Annotated in this window: 15 protein-coding genes; 9 read left to right on the forward strand and 6 right to left on the reverse strand. The window is 69.4% G+C overall.

What is annotated here, in order from left to right; translation table 11 throughout:
• Positions 1–192 precede the first annotated feature (192 nt).
• The 3 genes from BKA16_RS12525 to BKA16_RS12535 are packed head-to-tail and all read left to right on the forward strand — an operon-like array spanning position 193 to position 5,915.
• Positions 193–4,737, forward strand: a complete 4,545-nt coding sequence (locus BKA16_RS12525) for an NAD-glutamate dehydrogenase (protein WP_183370960.1) — start codon at positions 193–195, stop codon at positions 4,735–4,737.
• A gap of 18 nt (positions 4,738–4,755) precedes the next feature.
• On the forward strand, positions 4,756–5,238 hold the full coding sequence (locus BKA16_RS12530; protein ID WP_183370961.1) for a thioesterase family protein: 483 nt from the start codon (positions 4,756–4,758) through the stop codon (positions 5,236–5,238).
• A complete protein-coding gene (locus BKA16_RS12535; protein WP_183370962.1) occupies positions 5,235–5,915 on the forward strand; it encodes a DUF8185 domain-containing protein in 681 nt (226 codons plus the stop codon). Before BKA16_RS12530 ends, BKA16_RS12535 begins: the two co-directional genes overlap by 4 nt.
• Before the next feature lie 73 nt (positions 5,916–5,988).
• Here the strand turns inward: BKA16_RS12535 and BKA16_RS12540 are convergent, their stop codons facing one another.
• Positions 5,989–7,608, reverse strand: coding sequence for an alpha-amylase family glycosyl hydrolase (locus tag BKA16_RS12540; RefSeq protein WP_183370963.1), 1,620 nt, complete (start codon positions 7,606–7,608; stop codon positions 5,989–5,991).
• Between the two features lie 22 nt (positions 7,609–7,630).
• Positions 7,631–8,023 carry a globin gene (locus BKA16_RS12545; RefSeq protein WP_183370964.1) on the reverse strand — a complete coding sequence of 131 codons (393 nt, stop codon included), beginning with the start codon at positions 8,021–8,023 and terminating at the stop codon, positions 7,631–7,633.
• A gap of 165 nt (positions 8,024–8,188) precedes the next feature.
• Here BKA16_RS12545 and ctaJ point away from each other — a divergent pair, with 165 nt between their 5' ends.
• On the forward strand, positions 8,189–8,437 hold the full coding sequence (gene ctaJ, locus BKA16_RS12550; protein ID WP_183370965.1) for an aa3-type cytochrome oxidase subunit CtaJ: 249 nt from the start codon (positions 8,189–8,191) through the stop codon (positions 8,435–8,437).
• Entirely contained in the window at positions 8,424–8,891 is a 468-nt protein-coding gene (locus BKA16_RS12555) for a DUF5130 family protein (RefSeq protein WP_382427278.1), read from the forward strand. The genes ctaJ and BKA16_RS12555 overlap by 14 nt, the downstream gene beginning before the upstream one ends.
• A 95-nt stretch (positions 8,892–8,986) precedes the next feature.
• Here the strand turns inward: BKA16_RS12555 and pepN are convergent, their stop codons facing one another.
• Positions 8,987–11,569, reverse strand: a complete 2,583-nt coding sequence (gene pepN, locus BKA16_RS12560; protein ID WP_183370966.1) for an aminopeptidase N — start codon at positions 11,567–11,569, stop codon at positions 8,987–8,989.
• 59 nt (positions 11,570–11,628) lie between these two features.
• Between pepN and BKA16_RS12565 the strand changes: the two genes are divergently transcribed.
• Complete coding sequence (locus BKA16_RS12565; RefSeq protein ID WP_183370967.1) at positions 11,629–12,237, forward strand: DsbA family protein; 609 nt, start codon at positions 11,629–11,631, stop codon at positions 12,235–12,237.
• 43 nt (positions 12,238–12,280) lie between these two features.
• On the opposite strand, the gene BKA16_RS12570 is transcribed toward BKA16_RS12565, so the two are convergent.
• Positions 12,281–13,321: a M48 family metallopeptidase gene (locus tag BKA16_RS12570; protein WP_343067408.1), complete on the reverse strand. Its 1,041-nt coding sequence runs from the start codon at positions 13,319–13,321 to the stop codon at positions 12,281–12,283.
• A 22-nt stretch (positions 13,322–13,343) separates the two neighbouring features.
• Between BKA16_RS12570 and BKA16_RS12575 the strand changes: the two genes are divergently transcribed.
• The 3 genes from BKA16_RS12575 to BKA16_RS12585 all read left to right on the forward strand — a co-directional run bounded on the left by BKA16_RS12575 (position 13,344) and on the right by BKA16_RS12585 (position 15,615).
• Positions 13,344–13,823 carry a ribose-5-phosphate isomerase gene (locus BKA16_RS12575; RefSeq protein ID WP_183370968.1) on the forward strand — a complete coding sequence of 160 codons (480 nt, stop codon included), beginning with the start codon at positions 13,344–13,346 and terminating at the stop codon, positions 13,821–13,823.
• 17 nt (positions 13,824–13,840) lie between these two features.
• On the forward strand, positions 13,841–14,659 hold the full coding sequence (locus BKA16_RS12580) for an Fpg/Nei family DNA glycosylase (protein WP_183370969.1): 819 nt from the start codon (positions 13,841–13,843) through the stop codon (positions 14,657–14,659).
• A gap of 68 nt (positions 14,660–14,727) precedes the next feature.
• Positions 14,728–15,615, forward strand: a complete 888-nt coding sequence (locus tag BKA16_RS12585) for a PE-PPE domain-containing protein (RefSeq protein WP_183370970.1) — start codon at positions 14,728–14,730, stop codon at positions 15,613–15,615.
• Between the two features lie 88 nt (positions 15,616–15,703).
• Here BKA16_RS12585 and BKA16_RS12590 read toward each other — a convergent pair whose 3' ends face one another.
• Positions 15,704–16,396 (reverse strand): L,D-transpeptidase family protein, encoded by a 693-nt coding sequence (locus BKA16_RS12590; RefSeq protein WP_183370971.1) that lies wholly within the window; start codon positions 16,394–16,396, stop codon positions 15,704–15,706.
• A gap of 184 nt (positions 16,397–16,580) precedes the next feature.
• Entirely contained in the window at positions 16,581–17,144 is a 564-nt protein-coding gene (locus BKA16_RS12595; RefSeq protein ID WP_183370972.1) for a helix-turn-helix domain-containing protein, read from the reverse strand.
• Positions 17,145–17,146: the final 2 nt, after the last annotated feature.

Raw genomic sequence — 17,146 nt, forward strand, 5'->3', positions numbered from 1 at the left:
ACACGACCGAGTATAAGGAGGCCGCTGATCACGCCGCTGGAGTTCGACGACGGCGCGCTGATCGATCTGCTCGCGGGGCCGCGGGGTCGAGCGGTCTCCCGGTTGCGGGTGGGGCCTGCGTGATCGATCGACCGGCGGACACCGCCGAGCCCCCGTACCCTGTCGGGTAGTCGATCGAGAGGTGTGGCACCGATGGGATCCGAACTCACGGCACAGTATCTGGCGGGCATCGGAGAACAACCGGACGAACGACGACAACAGCAACTGGCCCGGCATCTGGCGGTGGGTGCCGTCCGGACGCCGGGCCGGACTCGTCTGGCGGCGACTCGCCTCGACGACGGCGCGATCGAGGTGCAAGCGGTGCTCGAGGACGTGCCGCTGCTGGTGGAGTCGATTCTCACGGTGGTCGACGCCGCGGGCTATACCGTGATCCGGACCGATCATCCGCAGCTGACCGTCGTACGCGACGGCGACGGTCGCCGCGTCGACGATCCGGCGGCGGGCGACGCCGTCGCGGAGTCGTGGATCACCCTGGTGATCGCTCCCGACCCGGACGCCGACCTCGACGCACTCGCCGACGCGGTGACCGTCGCCGCGAACCGCGCGACGACGGTCCGCGACGACACCCCGGCCATGCGCGAACGCCTCGCCGAGGTCGTCCTCGCGCTCGCCGACACCGACGCCGACCTCGAAAACGTTCGACTGCTGGAGTGGCTCGCGGAGCGGACCAACTTCGTCGGAGTCGGCTACCGCGCGGCCACCGCCGATCCGGAATCCGGTGCGACGCTCGGCGTCTGGCGGGACCGCACCACTCACCGGCCGAGACCGGTGACCGCCGACACCGGTGTCGCGATCGACCGTGTCTGGCTGCCGACCGGGCTGCTCCGTCGCCAGTTCCCGATTCTGGTCCGCACCACCCACGACGGCGTCGAGCACCAGTTCCTCGGCATCATCACCTCGGCGGGACTGCACCAGTCGGTGCACGAGATCCCCGTCGTACGGGGTAAGGCGCAGTATGTGCTCGACGAACTCGGCTACGTCGCCGACTCCTACGGCGGCATGGCCACGGTCGAACTGCTGCAGTCGTTCCCGCTGATCGAACTGTTCGCGGTGCCTGCCGACGAACTCGTCGCGCTGATCCGCGACCTGCTCGGCGCGCAGGCGGCCCGCACCCCGCGCTTCCATGTCCGCCCGGGAGTGGACGGGCACACCGTCTCCGCACTGGTCTTCATGCCGCGCGAGGCGTACTCGACGGCCGTGCGCATCAAGGTCAGCGAGATCATCAGGACCTCTCACGGCGGTCACGAGAGCGAGTTCATGACGCGCTTGTCGCAGTCGCCGCTCGCCCAACTGCAGTTGCTGATGCACGTGCCGCATCCGGTGGTCCTCGACGACGCCGAGGGCCGCTCGTGCGTGGCGCGGCTCGCCGACGCCGTCCGGACCTGGGACGATCGGGTCCGCGAACGACTCGCCGTCGACGCACCCTCGCTGCGGCTGCTCGGCGCCGTATCCGAGCGGTACCGCGACGGCCGCGAGCCGGCCGACGCCGCGGTGGATCTGCCGATCGCCGCGACCCTGCCCGCGGACGGGATGCACGTGCGCGTCGACGCTCGCTCGGATGCGGAGTGGACGTTCACGCTGTACCTGTGCGATCGCCGTGCCGCCCTCACCGACGTCCTGCCCATGCTGCAGAGCCTCGGCCTGACGGTGGTCGACGAGCATCCGTTCACCGTCGACCGCCCCGACGGCCTCGAAGTGGGCGTCTACGAGTTCACCGTGGCGCCGCGGCCGGGACTCGTCGTCGACGACTCCCCGGATCTGCCCGCGCGCGTCGCGGACGCCTTCGAGCAGATGTGGCGCGGCGAGGCCGACGTCGACGGACTCGGCGAGCTCGTACTGCGCGCGGGACTCTCCGCCCGCTGGGTCGCGATGCTGCGCACGTACGCGCGCTACCTCGCGCAATGCGGGTTCGGGTACAGCCTCGCGCACATCGCGGGCGTCCTCGGCGATCACCGGGAGGCCACCGCGGCCGTCGTCGCCGAGTTCGAGGCGAGTCTGCATCCCGAGTTCGCCGACGCCGACCGTCGGTCCGTCGCGGCGGCGCATCTCGACGAGCAGATCGCCGCCATCCTCAGCCTGGACGCCGACCGGGTGTTCTCGGCGTTCGCGGCCCTGGTCCGGGCGACGCTGCGCACCAGTTTCTACGCCGAGGCCGACACCTGGACCCGGCCCACGATCGCGGTGAAGCTCGCGACCGAGCGGATCCCGCAGGCCCCGCAGCCGCGCCCGGCGTACGAGATCTTCGTGCACTCGCCGCTGGTGGAGGGCGTGCACCTGCGGTTCGGCGACGTCGCGCGCGGCGGTCTGCGCTGGTCCGACCGCCGTGAGGACTTCCGCACCGAGATCCTCGGGCTGGTGAAGGCCCAGGCGGTGAAGAACGCGGTGATCGTGCCGGTCGGAGCCAAGGGCGGGTTCGTCGTGCGTCGCGGTCCCGCGACCCGCGACGAGGCGATCGAATGCTATCGAGCGTTCATCGCCTCGCTCCTGGGGCTTACCGACGATCTCGACCCGGTGACCGGTGAGGTGATCGCGCCCGCGCGCGTCGTACGACGCGACGGCGACGACCCGTACCTGGTGGTGGCCGCGGACAAGGGCACCGCGTCGTTCTCCGACATCGCCAACGAGGTGTCCGCGCGCCGCGGATTCTGGCTCGGCGACGCCTTCGCCTCCGGCGGATCGGTCGGCTACGACCACAAGGCCATGGGAATCACCGCGCGCGGCGCCTGGGAGTCGGTGAAGCGTCACTTCCGCGAGATGGGTGTGGACGTGCAGACCCAGGACTTCACCGCGGTCGGCGTCGGCGACATGAGCGGCGACGTCTTCGGCAACGGCATGCTCGCCTCCCGACACACCCGACTGATCGCCGCCTTCGACCACCGGCACGTATTCGTCGACCCCGACCCGGATCCGGCGGCGTCGTACGCCGAACGCGAGCGCCTGTTCGGACTTCCGCGGTCCTCCTGGGCGGACTACGACCCGACACTCGTCTCGGCCGGCGGGGGCGTGTGGTCGCGGGAGGTCAAGGCGATTCCGATCAGCCCGCAGATGCGGCGCGCCCTGGGCCTCGACGACGATGTGGTCGAACTGGCACCGCCCGAACTGCTGCGAGCAGTGCTGCTCGCTCCCGTCGATCTGCTGTTCAACGGCGGGATCGGCACCTATGTGAAGGCCTCCGACGAAACCGACAGCGACGTCGGCGACAAGGCCAACGACCCGATCCGGGTCACCGGGGCTCAGCTGCGCGTCAAGGTGGTCGGGGAGGGCGGCAACCTGGGCGTCACCGAGCACGGACGCATCGAGGCCGACCTGGCCGGTGTTCGGATCAACAGCGACGCCATGGACAACTCCGCGGGTGTCGACTGCTCCGACCACGAGGTCAACATCAAGGTGCTGCTCGACGCGCAGATCGCCGCGGGCACGCTGGCCGCCGACGACCGGGTGACTCTGCTCGAATCGATGACCGACGACGTCGCAGACCTCGTGCTGGCCGACAACGTCGCGCAGAACGCCGAACTCGGGCTCGCTCGGGCCACCGCCGACGACGACGCCGAACTCCATGCGCGACTGCTCGCCGATCTGGCCCTCGACGGTGTCGACCTGGCCCTCGAAGCGCTGCCGAGCCCGAGCCGACTGCTCGCCCGGCGTGCGAGCGAATCGGCCCGCGGCCTGACCAGCCCGGAACTGGCGACGGTGATGGCGCATGTGAAACTGCAGACCAAGGGTCGGCTGCTCGCGACGACCCTGCCCGACAGTCCGCTGCTCGCCCCGCTCGCCACCGAGTACTTCCCGGCCGCGGTGCGCGACAGATTCGCCGACGGCATCGCGGCCCACCGCCTGCACCGGGAGATCGTCACCACGTGCCTGGTGAATCAGATCGTCGACGACGGCGGCATCACCGGACTGCTCTCGACTCGGGAGACGACCGGCGCCGACACCGAGGCGGCCGCGCGCGCATTCGTCGTCGCCGACGGCGTGTTCGGCCTCACCGCCCTCGTCGACGCGATCCGCGCGCAACCGATCCCCGCGGCGGTCGGCGACCACATGACCCGCCGCGTCCGCGGACTGTTGGCCACCGCGTCCCGGTGGCTCCTCGCTCACCGCCCCCAGCCGCTGGCGATCGCGGCCGAGACCACCCGCTACGCCGACATCACCCGGTTCGCACCCGATCTCGCCCCGTGGTTGCGACCGAGCGGGGCCGATGCGATCGAGGCCGAGCACGCGGCGTACGTCGACGCCGGGTGCGACGGCGATCTCGCGCGCACCGTCGCGCAGATCACTCGGCGCGTGCACCTGCTCGACGTTCACGACCTCGCCGACATCGCCGACCGCGAACCCGACGAGGTCGGCGAACTGCTGTTCGCGGTGCTCGACCACTTCGGCATCGACCGGCTGATCGCCGCCGTCGACGAGCTGCCGCACGGCGACCGGTGGAACCTCCTGGCCCGTGTCGCGCTCCACGACGACCTCCTGGCCGTGCTCCGCGGACTGACCGGCTCCATCCTGGCGATGAGCGAACCGGAGGAGACGCCGCGGGAGAAGATCGCCGACTGGTCGGCCGGACGCAGCGCCCTCCTCCAGCGGTCCGGTGCGAGCATCGACGAGCTGACCGCACTCGGTCGCTGGGACATCGCCACCCTGTCGGTGGCGGTGCGCTCGTTGCGTAGTGTGATCGGGTAGGCGAAAGGAGCTGCGCGCGTGACGGATCAGGATCACCCGGCATCGGGGGAGCGACGGTTGTTCGACGACGGCGGTCACCGCACCGACGACGGCTACGTCGTGTCGGTACCGGTCCGCTGGTCGGATATGGACGTCTTCCAGCACATCAACCATGCGCGAATGGTGACTCTGCTCGAAGAGGCGCGGATACCGTGGCTGTTCTACGACGACAAGCCGACGGTCGCGATGCGCCAGGGCTGCCTCGTGGCCGACCTGCACGTGAAGTATCAGGGACAGATCAAGCACGACGAGTCGCCGATCGAAGTGACCATGTGGGTGCAGAAGCTGCGAGCCGTCGACTTCACCGTGGGCTACGAGGTGCGTCCGCACGGCGCCGAACCCGGATCCAAACCGGCCGTGGTCGCAAGCACCCAACTCGTGTCCTTCGACATCGACACGCAGCGGCCCCGCCGGATGACTCCGGAGGAGAAGGCGTACCTGACCGGATTCGTCCGCTCGTGAGCGACGACGCGCGCGGAGTGCGACCGTACCGCGACTCCGACCGTGCCGACATCGCCGCCTTCCTGGTCCGAGCCCGCCGCGCCGACGAGGCCGGCGTGCTCCGACTGCACGAACGCGACGACGCTCGCGTCGGACTGTGGGTCCGCACCGGATTCGACGTGCTGGCCACCCGGTCGGTGTTCGGATCGGTCACCCCGAACGACGTCGTCGCCGACGCCGCCGTCATGGCCGCCTCGGTTCAGGCGGGCGACGACCTGATCGAGATCGGCACGATGCCGACGGTCGCCTGGCACGGTGCGCTGCCGGGAAACAAGGGATTCGTGCACGTCGACGATGTCCCGGCCCGCGAAGTGGTCGGCCTGGCGCGCCGTGGGGCGGACGTGGCCCGCGACGAGTCGGGTGCGCTCGGCATGGCGTCGTCGTTGCTGGATCAGAAGGTGCTGTCGGTCGCGGGCGGCGGTGACGACGTCGACGTCACCATGCGCGCCGTGTTCGCGTTGACGTCGATGGGCTTCGTCCGCGATGCGAACGGCCGTGAGGTCACGGTCGACTCCCCGCTGGAGAACATCAGTCCCGATGAGCCCGTCCGCATCCGAGCGTCCGCCGCCTGGCTGCGCCTGGACGCGCGCTTCGGCTCGGTCTACCAGCGACGAAGCGTCCTGAACGTGCTGACCTAGCCCGGTCGGTCGGTTGTGCCGGTCTCGACTCGGCCCGACCGGTGTACGCCGCCGGGACGGGCGTGTCCGCGGCCTACGCGCCCGGAACGGGCACCAGCCAGGCCGCGGTGTTCGGAGGCAGCAGACCCTCTTCGAGCGGGGTGCTGACCAGAAGCACCTGGCCGGGCGGCAGCGGGATCGGCGCGGGCGAGGCGTTGAGGGCACAGATCAGGCCGCCGGGGCGACGGAACGCCAGGCAGCCGTCGGGGGCGCCGTACCAGTCGACGGTGTCGCCGGAGAACTCCGGGCGCGCATAGCGCAGCTCCAGTGCCTGCCGGTACAGCGACAAGGTGGAGAAGATGTCCTCCAACTGCGCTTCGACGGTCAGTCCCGCCCAGCTCGCCGGGATCGGCAGCCACGTGTTCGGGTTGGTGCTGAACCCGAACGGCGGTTCGGTGCCCTCCCACGGGATCGGCACCCGGCAGTCGTCGCGTCCACGATCGGTGTGGCCGGAGTACTCCCACACCGGATCGACGCGGGCCTCGTCGGGCACGTCTCCGTCGGGGAGTCCGAGCTCGGCGCCGTTGTAGACGAAGACGGTGCCGGGCAGGGCGAGTTCGACCAGCGCCATCGCCCGGGCGCGCATCGCGCCGACGGCGAGCGAGGCGGCGTCGGGTGCGTACCGGGTCACTTCGCGCGGCACGTCGTGGTTCGACAGGGTCCACGTGGGGACCGCGCCGACCGACGACGTCGCGGCCAGCGACTCGGTGATCGCGGCCCGGACGTCGGCGGCGTCGAAATCGGCGGTGGCCAACCGGAAGTTGAAACCCAGGTGCAGTTCGTCCGGTCGCACGTAGCGGGCGAACTGCTCGTTCGAGGACACCCATACCTCGCCGACATTGGCCGTGCCCGGGTACTCGTCCATCACGGCGCGGATCGCGCGATGGATCTCGTGCACGCCGTCGTCGTTGAACCGGGGATCGTCATCGGTGTGCCTGAGGACCTCTCCGGGACGATCCATGTCGGGCAGGCCCGCGGGTTTGGCCATGCCGTGGGAGACGTCGATGCGGAACCCGTCGATACCGCGATCGAGCCAGAAGCGCATGGTGGTGCGCAGATCGTCGAGGACCTCGGGGTTGTCGAAGTTCAGATCGGGCTGTTCCGGTGCGAACAGATGCAGATACCACTGCTCGGGGGTGCCGTCGGCGTCGACGACGCGACTCCACGCGGGTCCGCCGAACACACTGGTCCAGTTGTTCGGCGGCAGTGAGCCGTCGTCGCCGCGACCGTCGCGGAAGTAGTAGCGGGCGCGTTCGGGGCTGCCCGGGGCGGCGACCAGCGCCTGCGCGAACCACGGATGCTGATCGCTCGTGTGATTGGGGACCAGGTCCATCGTGACCTTGATGTCGCGGTCGTGAGCCTCCGCGACGAGTCGGTCGAAATCGGCGAGGTCGCCGAACACCGGGTCCACATCGCGCGGATCGGAGACGTCGTATCCGTGATCGGCCATGGGCGAGCGCATGATCGGCGACAGCCAGATCGCGTCGACTCCGAGGAGTTCCAGGTAGCCGAGCTTGTCGATCACGCCGGCGAGGTCGCCGACACCGTCGCCGGTGCAGTCCGAGAACGACCGCGGATACACCTGGTAGACGACGGCGTCGCGCCACCATGCGTCATCGTTGTCTGCGGCATCGGTCACGTACTGTTCGCTCACGGTCGCGATTCTTCCATATTTGTCAGCCCGGACTGTTGATCATCGAGTCCGCGGCCATCTCCATGTACTCCAGAAGCTTTCGACGATGATCGGCGTCGAGCACATCGTCGCCGATCGAACCGATCGCGATCCGCATGCATCGCAACCACGCGTCGCGCTCGAGGAGACCGATGCGATACGGCATGTGACGCATGCGGAGACGAGGGTGCCCGCGCTCGTCCGAATAGGTGTGCGGGCCGCCCCAGTACTGTTCGAGGAACATCCGCATACGACGCTCGGCCGGGCCGAGGTCCTCCTCGGGGTACAAGGGGCGCAGGATCTCGTCGTCCGCGACCTCCTCGTAGAACCGCGCGGTGATCTTGGTGAAGGTGTCGTGTCCGCCGACTTCGTCGTAGAAAGTGCTCACGCACACCATTGTCCACGACGGCGGCCGCCCGCCGCGGGCGGAGCGGGTCGATCTACGACGCTGTGTAGGGCCTATGGGGACACCGCCGTCCCGGTGCGATAAATTGGTCGACAGTGATCTGCACACGGCAGGTCGTGTGCGCTGACCTCCAGGCACTAGTCGAAAGGATGGGGTGTGGACAGTCTTCTTGTCCCCGTCGGAATGACAGTTGTCGTACTGTGCGGAATCGCAGTGCTGCTGTGCGTCGTCTCGATGGCGTTCTCATGGGGCGTCAAGCGCCCTCAGCCCAAGGAATACACGCTCGACCAGCGGTGGGACCGCGGCCCCGCCCTGTTCACGGCGACCGACATTCAGCCGATGACCCTCGCTCGTCACACCGAGCCGGGCGACACCGAAGGAGCGTCCGCAAGTGGCAAGTGGTGACATCGCCCATGTCGATCCGGCGTCGCTGCCGATGGGTTCCGCCGTCACTCCGAGCGGTCGCGTGTCGTCCGCTCTGTGGCCGGGCACCGGTTTCGGTACACCGCCGTTCGCTCGTGACGAGCTGATCCTCCTCGACGACACGCTGAAGGAGACCAGCGACGTCGCCGAGATCCGCTTCTCGGTCTTCATCGGCGACCTCGGCTCCGATGCCGTCGCCGGCGCCCGCGCCGCTCTCGAGCAGGCCCCGGAGCCGTACAACGGCGCCGTGCTCGCCGTCTCGCCGAACACGCGCGACGTCGTCGTCGTGTCCGGCAAGGACGTCGCCGGTCGCCTCAACGACCGGGTCGCCGAGCTGGGCGTGTCCGCCGCACTGTCGGCGTTCAAGCAGGGCAGGCTCGTCGACGGTCTCGTCTCCGCGTTGCGGGTGATGGCGACCGCGGTCTCGCGCCCGTAAGGTCCTCTCGTTCAGCAGAACAGCCCCCGGCCGAATGGTCGGGGGCTGTTCTGCGTCATCGGAGCCTCGAGGTCCCGAACGACCGCTTCGTCAGATCAGCTCGACGCCGCGTCGAACGCCCGCGCCCGCATCGCACGCTGTGCGGAGTCGCGACCCTCGAGGATCAGGCGACGCAGCGCGGCCGGGACGTCGGTCGCCAGGAGCGAGTCCGCCGCGGCGATCGCCTCATCGGACAGATCCCACGCGGGGTAGAGGCCGATCACGACGGTCTGCGCCACTTCGCTGGTCCGCCGCGCCCAGAGGTCGACGACGGAGTCGAAGTAGCGACCGGTGTAGGGCCGCAGGATCGCGCCCTGACCGGGTCGGGTCAGCCCCTCGACGATGGCGCGGACCGTCACGTTCGCGATCGCGTCGTCGTCGAACGCGGCCGTCCACGACGTCTCCTTCGCCTCGGCGGTGGGGAACGCTGCGCGGGCGGCGGCCGCGTGACGGACGCCTGCCGCGGTGTTGTCGCGCGCGGACTCCGCGACGATCACCGCGTCGTCGATGCTGCCGTGCGTGGCCAACGCCTTCACCAGACGCCAGCGGAGCTCGTCGTCGACCACCAGACCGGTCAGCCCGTGCGACTCGGGCGCGTCGCCGTCGAGCAGACTCCGCAGCACCGACTGCTGTGCATCGGTGGTGACACCGGCCAGCAGCGTGTTGACGAACGCGAGCTGGTGGTCTGATCCTGCCTCGGCCTCGCGGGCCAGTTCCAGAAGCCGGTCGGCGAACCGAGGCCACCCGGTCGCGGCGGCCCACGTCGGTTCGGCGTACGACTCCAGCGCGGTGGTGGCCTGCATCAGGACGCGCTGAACCACGCCGACCTCGGTCTCGGCGGCGATACCGCGAGAGACCAGCTCGACGAAGTCGCGCGCGGTCATCTCCGCCTGGCGGGTCATCTCCCAGGCGGCCGACCACACCAGAGTGCGGGGCATCGAGTCCTCGATGTCGCCGATCCGCGCGGTCGCCGTCGCGAGTGACGCGGGGTCGAGGCGGATCGAGGCGTAGGTGAGGTCGTCGTCGTTGAGCAGGATCAGCTCGCCCCGGTGCTTCCCGATGAGCTCGGGCACCTCGGTGCGCGGGCCGTCGACGTCGAGCTCGACGGATTCGGCGCGGGCGAGTCGGCCGGTGGGGGAGTCGGCGTAGACGCCGATCTTCATCCGGTGCACGCGGGTCTCGCCCGCCCCGGGCGCGGCGCCCTCCTGGACGACGGCGAACGAGGTGATGACACCGGAGTCGTCGGTGCTGAACTCGGGCCGCAGCACGTTGATGCCCGTGGTCTTGAGCCACTGGGCGCCCCAGTCCGACAGATCGCGACCCGAGGAGCGCTCCAGTGCGCCGAGCAGATCGTCGAATGTGGCGTTGCCGAAGCGGTGCGCGGCGAAGTAGTCCCGCAGCCCGGCCAGGAAGGGCTCGAGACCGACGTAGGCGACGAGCTGTTTGAGGACCGATGCGCCCTTGGCGTACGTGATGCCGTCGAAGTTGACCTCCACCGCGGCCAGATCGGGGATGTCGGCGGCGATCGGGTGGGTGGAGGGCAGCTGGTCCTGGCGGTAGGCCCACGACTTCTCGACATTGGCGAAGGTCGTCCAGGCGTTGGTGTACTCGGTGGCCTCCACCTGTGAGAGGACCGAGGCGAAGGTCGCGAACGACTCGTTGAGCCACAGGTCGTCCCACCAGGTCATGGTCACCAGATCGCCGAACCACATATGCGCCATCTCGTGCAGGATGGTCTCGGCGCGACGCTCGTACAGATAGCGCGTGACCCGTGACCGGAAGACGTAGTCCTCCAAGAACGTGACCGCGCCCGCGTTCTCCATGGCGCCCGCGTTGAACTCCGGGACGAACAGCTGGTCGTACTTGCCGAACGCGTACGGGACGCCGAACACGCGGTGGTAGAAGCCGAAACCCTGCTTGGTCTCGGTGAACAGGCGCTCGGCGTCCATGAACTCGGCCAGCGACGCGCGGCAGTACAGGCCGAGCGGGATCGTGCCGTGCTCGTCGGTGTACTCGTCGGTCCACGTCGCATACGGTCCGGCGATCAGGGCGACGAGGTAGGTGCTCATCAGTTCGGTGGTCGCGTACCGGTGCACCACGGCACCAGAGTCGATCGACTCCGGCTCGCCGACCGGGGCTCCGTTCGTGATGACCCGCCAGTCGGCCGGCGCGGTCACCGTCGTCGTGAACGTCGCCTTGAGGTCGGGCTGGTCGAAGCAGGCGAACATGCGCTTGGCGTCCGCGGTCTCGAACTGCGAGTACAGGTAGACGGCGCCGTCGGCCGGGTCGACGAAACGGTGGAGACCCTCGCCGGTGTTCGAGTACGCGCACTCGGCGACGACGGTCAGCGTGTTCTGCGCCGCGAGATCGGGCAGGGGCAGTCCCACCGACTCGTCGTACCCGGTCACGTCGAGCGGGGCGCCGTTGAGCGTCGCCGAGACGATGCGCGGGGCGATCAGATCGATGAAGGTCGACGCGCCCGCCGTCGCGGAGAAGGTGACGGTCGTCGTCGAGGCGAACCGTTCCTCGCCCGGTGCACCCGCACCGTCGGTCAGATCGAGGTCGACGACGTACGCGTCGACCTCGAGAAGTGCTGCGCGCTGCTGCGCCTGGTCACGTGTCAGATTCGGTGCGCTCACGCGGCCCATCGTACTGACGGCGGGGAATGCGGCGCGGCGAACGGTGGTTGAATCGGCACATGGCTGAAAACGATCGCGTTGACTTCTGGTTCGACCCCTTCTGCCCGTGGTGCTGGATCACATCGCGGTGGATCCTCGAGGCGGCCCAGGTGCGCACCCTGGACGTCCACTTCCACATCATGAGCCTGGCGGTTCTCAACGAGGGCAAGGACATTCCCGACTCGTACCGCGAGATGCTCAAGAACGTGTGGGGTCCGGTCCGCGTCCTCGCCGCCGCTCAGGCCCGCCACGGCGACGAGATCCTCGCCCCGCTGTACACCGCCATGGGCACCGAGCTCCACGACAACGGCAACAAGGACGTCCCGTCGGTCGTCGTCAACTCGCTGGCCGCGGCCGGCCTGGAGGCCGACCTGGCGAAGGCCGCCGAGTCCGACGAGTTCGACGCCACGATCCGCACCAGCCACCACGAGGGCATGGACAAGGTCGGCGACGACGTCGGGACGCCGACCATTCACGTCAACGGCGTCGCGTTCTTCGGCCCGGTGCTCTCGCGGATCCCGCGCGGTGAGGACGCGGGCAAGGTGTGGGACGGCGTCGTCGCCCTGGCGTCCTACCCGCACTTCTTCGAGCTCAAGCGCACCCGCGACGAGGACCCGGTCTTCGACTGAGCACTCCCGCACGACCGGTCCGGGTCCCGCGCCCGGGCCGGTCTCAGTAGGTGCCCGTCTCCGACAGCCCGTTGGGGAGTGATCCGGCGGCCACCGAGGCCGGTGGATGCGGTGCGGGCACGGCGGCGACGTTGCCGCTGCCGGTGCCCCGGACGAACCATCGGGGCCGGAACAGGATCGCGCCGCTGCGCGTGCGGTCGCGGAGGGCGGCGGCCCGCCAGGTCAGGATCGGGTGCGATGCGAGCAGGTTCACGACCCAGATGAAGAATCCGCGTTCGTGGACGGCGCGGTCGGCGAACTGGTCGAAGTCGACGGCGCTCAGCAGGTACTTGCCCGAGGAGAGCGCGCCGATCATCGGTGCGGCGCCGTCCGGCCGCGAGTAGTAGCCGTAGTTGTCGGCCGTGTACTCCTGGGCGCGTGAGAGCAGCGAACCGAAGATCGGCAGGCTCATGATCAGACTGCTCAGCAGTTGGCGCCAGTACGAGGTGTGTCCGGCCGCGATATGCCCGATCTCGTGGCCGATCACGAACTCCAACGCCTCCGGGCTGCGCGCGGCGCCGCCGACCTCGAACAGGTCCGAGTAGACCACCACGTACCGGCGGAATCCGTGGCCCGACGCGAACGCGTTGAGCTGCCCGTTCCCGTTCATCACGTAGGCGTCCGGCACGAACTCCATGCCGTAGCGCGCCGACGCCTCGACGACGATGCGGAACGCGTCGGGGAACTGTGTCGGCGTGATCTGGACCGCGTTGGCCCGGATGCTCGCGTAGCCGACGCCGCGCCCGAGGAACACCAGGATCGGCAGAGCCAGCGGGATCAGCAGGAACTCGCTGATGGCGCCGAGGGCGACGAACGTGATCACCGCGGCGTACGCGCCGAGTGCGGCGAGAACCGCGATCACCAGGACCGGGATCTCCCACGGATGTCGTCGCGGGCGACCGGCGTACGCGGCGGGCGGCTGCCAGACTGACGTCGCCCCGATCGGCCGGGGCTCGACGGGCAGGACCGAGTCGTCGACACCGGGCACCGACGGGATCGGCGCGCCGGGAAGGCGATGGTGGGGTATCGATTCAGCGGGGTCCACGCCTTGAAACTATAGTGACCCCATGCGCATTTACCTCGGGGCCGACCACGCTGGATTCGAACTGAAGAACCAGATCGCCGATCATCTGACGTCCGCGGGCCACGAGGTGGTCGACTGCGGCGCACACGAGTACGACGCCGTCGATGACTACCCGGCGTTCTGCATCGCGGCCGCCGAACGCGTCGTCGCCGATCCGGGCAGCCTCGGCTTCGTCCTCGGTGGCAGCGGCAACGGTGAGCAGATCGCGGCGAACAAGGTCACGGGTGCCCGCTGCGCCCTCGCGTGGAGCGTCGAGACCGCGCAGCTCGCCCGCCAGCACAACAACGCCCAGCTGATCGGCATCGGGGGACGCATGCACTCCACCGAGGAGGCGTTGGCCATCGTCGACGCGTTCATCGGAGCCGAATGGTCCGATGAGGCGCGTCATCAGCGTCGCATCGACATCCTCGCCGAGTACGAGACCACCGGTGTCGCGCCGGAGCTGCCTGAGCCGCCGCGCTGATTCCGATCGGGTAGGCGGTGCCGGAAGGCCATGCGCTGCACCGTCTCGCGCGGCGACAGCAACGATTCTTCGGTGGACAGCGAGTCCGCGTCACCAGCCCGCAGGGAAGGTTCGCCCGCGAGGCGGCCGACCTCGACGGGTTGGTGTTCCGTCGTGCCGAGGCGTGGGGCAAGCACCTGATCCACCGCTATACCGAGCAGAACGTCGGACCGGTCGACGCCGGCCCGATGGTGCACGTGCACCTCGGCATCTACGGCGCGTTCAGCGAGGAGCCGACGCCGATGGGCGCGCCGACCGGCGAGGTCCGGATGCGGATCGAGGGAGACGAGACCGGCAGCGACCTACGCGGTCCGGCGGCGTGCGAGCTGTATTCGCCCGCCGATCTCGACGCCCTCATCGGGCGGCTCGGACCGGACCCGCTGCGCGACGACGCCGACCCGGACAGGGCCTGGCGGGCGATCTCCCGTTCCCGCCGCGCCATCGGCTCCCTGCTGATGGATCAGAAGGTCATCGCCGGCATCGGCAACATCTACCGCGCCGAGGTGCTGTTCCGCGTCGGCGTCGACCCGTACCGTCCGGGAACGCGGATCTCCCGTGACGAGTTCGACGCGATCTGGGCGGATCTGTTGCATCTCATGCCGATCGGCATGCGGCGCGGACTGATTCACGTGGTCCGTCCCGAGGACGATCACGGTGCGCCCGCCTACGCCGTCGACCGTCCGCGCACGTACGTGTATCGGCGGGCGGGGGAGCCGTGCCGACTCTGCGGCACCACGATCGTGTGGCGTGAGATGGAGGGGCGAAACCTGTTCTGGTGCCCCGGCTGTCAGTCGTAGGCGATCCACAGCGGCTCCTCAGCAAGTCGAGGAGAGTCCTGTCAGAGTCGGCGGGCACAGTGGAGTCCATGAGCGATTCCACCGCACCGATCACCGTCCTGGCCGTGGGCGGCACGGGCGAATCGCGTCCCGGGGACCACCGACTCGAGGTGACCGGGATGCTCGCCGCCGTCACAGACGTCCTCGACGACCGTTTCCGCAGTCGCTGGGTGGGGTACCCGGCGAGCTACGGACCCACCGCGGGGCGACACGGCATGGCCTACGTCGACAGCGTCGCCTGCGGCGTGGCCGCCCTCGCGCGGGCGGTGCGCGCCGTCGACGGTCCGATCATGATGATCGGCTACTCGCAGGGGGCCGCCGTCGTCCGCACGTTCCTCGCCCATCCGGCGACCACGGATCTGCTGGCGCGGGTGATGGCCGTGGGCTTCGTCGCCGATCCCCATCAGCCTCCGGGGGCCGTCGACGGCTGCACCGGATGGGGCGTCGCGGGTCCGGGGGCGCCGGTTCCCGGCGACGTCCCGGCGTGCTGGGTCGGCACGTCCGCCGACGTGATCTGCAACGCCTCCGACGACTCGCTCGTCCGTGACATCGCGGATCTGACCGACTCGCTGTCGATCCTTCACCTCCGTCGGTGGATCACCGACATGGGCGCCGCCGTGCTCGGCAGGCGGATGCAGAACGCCGAACGGACGTCCGTGACGCCGCGGCAGTGGAGGCGTGACGCCCACCGAGTGCGCGCCGCCTGCCGCGAGGTCCGCGGATACCTGCCCGCGCGTATCGCCGTCGGCGGCCGGACGCTTCCGAATCCGATCGGCGGACGCCACGTCTCCTACGACGCTGAGCCGTACCTCCACGCGCCGTTGACCGACCCGGACATCACCGGCTGCCAGATGCTGGCGCAGTGGATGCAGGTCGAGGCGACGATGCAGCACGCGCGACTGGCACTCGCGGCGTAACCCTCAGACCCGCCGACGAGACCGGGCCCCTACCGACTGATCGTCGGAAGGGGCCCGGTCGTACGTCGCGTGGATGCGACGCGGGAGTCTAGCTGCCGGGGACGTACTGTCCGCCGACGGTGTTGCGCACCACGATGGCGGTGCCGCGTCCGACGTTGTCGAACACCCACTTGCCGTTCTCGGTGCTCACGTTGATGCAGCCGTGGCTGGCGTTCGAGACGCCCTGCTGGGCGACCGACCAGGGAGCGGCGTGGATGAAGATGCCGTCCCACGACATGCGGGTCGCGTACTCGACGTAGGTGCGGTAACCCTCCGGGGAGTCGACCGGCACACCGTACGTGGACGAGTCCATGTACATGTCGCGGTACTTCTCCATGGTGTGGTACACGCCGTTCGGCGTCGGGTGCTGGTTGGTGCCCATCGAGATCGGCATCTGCTTGACGAACTCGCCGTCCTTCCACCAGTAGATCTGGTGGGTGGCGTCATCGGCCAGGGCGACGTAGCCGGTCTCGGTCTGGACCTTCGGCATCGCCGGGATCGCGGGCTTGGCCGGAGTGGTCGACTTCGGCTTGGGCTTCGGCGTCTCCTTCGACTTCGGAGTCGTCGGGGTGGGCAGCTTCGGAGGCGTCGGGAGATCGGGGACCTCGACCGGCGGAAGGCCCGGGATGACCGTGACAGGCGTCGCAGAGGCGACGGCGGGGACGCCGGCGCCGAGGGCCGCCACGCTCACTGCGATAGCGGTCAGGCGAGCCGCACGGCTCGCACTCTTCTTCTTGAACACGTCGTTTCTACCTTCGTTTCGTCGTAACGACACGCCACCCCCGTGGACGCTCGCTGATCATCGTTACACAACCGTTGTCTCTCCGCCAACCGAAATCGCCGCGGGATCGGCTTCCGCCGTCCGATTAACGAGACATTTGCCCGTGAATCCGGTCACAGGAGTGTCCGATGTGATGCTCGTGTGGTCAGAGGGGAAGTGGGCTGGTGATGACCACGACGGCCTCGGCGGCGCCGTCGACGGCGGTGAACTCGTGCGGACGGTCGCTGCGCCAGGTGTGGACGTCACCGGAACGCAGCGTCGTCGTGGCGCCCACGTGGCCGGCCCGCACGATGCCGGTGACGACCGCGAGCTGCTCGCGGACGTCGCTGCCGTGCGCGGGGGAGACGTGGTGGGCGCCGCGCGGGAACTCGAGGCGGAACACCTCGACGGTCGCTCCGGTCGGATGATCGGTCGACGGCTCGAGTCGGCGTGTGGAGAGAAGGACGGTCACCATTCCGCCCGCCGCGGTGCCGTGTGCGCCGGGGGACTCGCCGAGGAGGGCGGTCAGTGGCACGTCCAGCGGCGCACACAGGGCGTACAGGGTCTCCACCGTCGGATTCCGGCGCCCGCTCTCGATCTCCGACAGCGTCGCCTTGCCGACGCCGGCGCGCCGGGCGAGTTCGGACAGGCTGAGCGCGCGCGCGGCGCGCAGTTCCCGCAGGCGATCGCCCGGGCCGTTGTCGTTCACCTCGATGATCCTATCCGTCATAA

Source organism: Gordonia humi (assembly GCF_014197435.1).
Lineage (GTDB): Bacteria > Actinomycetota > Actinomycetes > Mycobacteriales > Mycobacteriaceae > Gordonia > Gordonia humi.

What these genes read in the sequence shown, in the direction of transcription:
- BKA16_RS12525 (WP_183370960.1), top strand. Translation starts at nt 193, where the DNA reads ATGGGATCCGAACTCACGGCACAGTATCTGGCGGGCATCGGAGAACAA.
- BKA16_RS12545 (WP_183370964.1), bottom strand. Translation starts at nt 8,023, where the DNA reads ATGGTGTGCGTGAGCACTTTCTACGACGAAGTCGGCGGACACGACACC.
- BKA16_RS12565 (WP_183370967.1), top strand. Translation starts at nt 11,629, where the DNA reads ATGGCTGAAAACGATCGCGTTGACTTCTGGTTCGACCCCTTCTGCCCG.
- BKA16_RS12575 (WP_183370968.1), top strand. Translation starts at nt 13,344, where the DNA reads ATGCGCATTTACCTCGGGGCCGACCACGCTGGATTCGAACTGAAGAAC.
- BKA16_RS12585 (WP_183370970.1), top strand. Translation starts at nt 14,728, where the DNA reads ATGAGCGATTCCACCGCACCGATCACCGTCCTGGCCGTGGGCGGCACG.
- BKA16_RS12595 (WP_183370972.1), bottom strand. Translation starts at nt 17,144, where the DNA reads ATGACGGATAGGATCATCGAGGTGAACGACAACGGCCCGGGCGATCGC.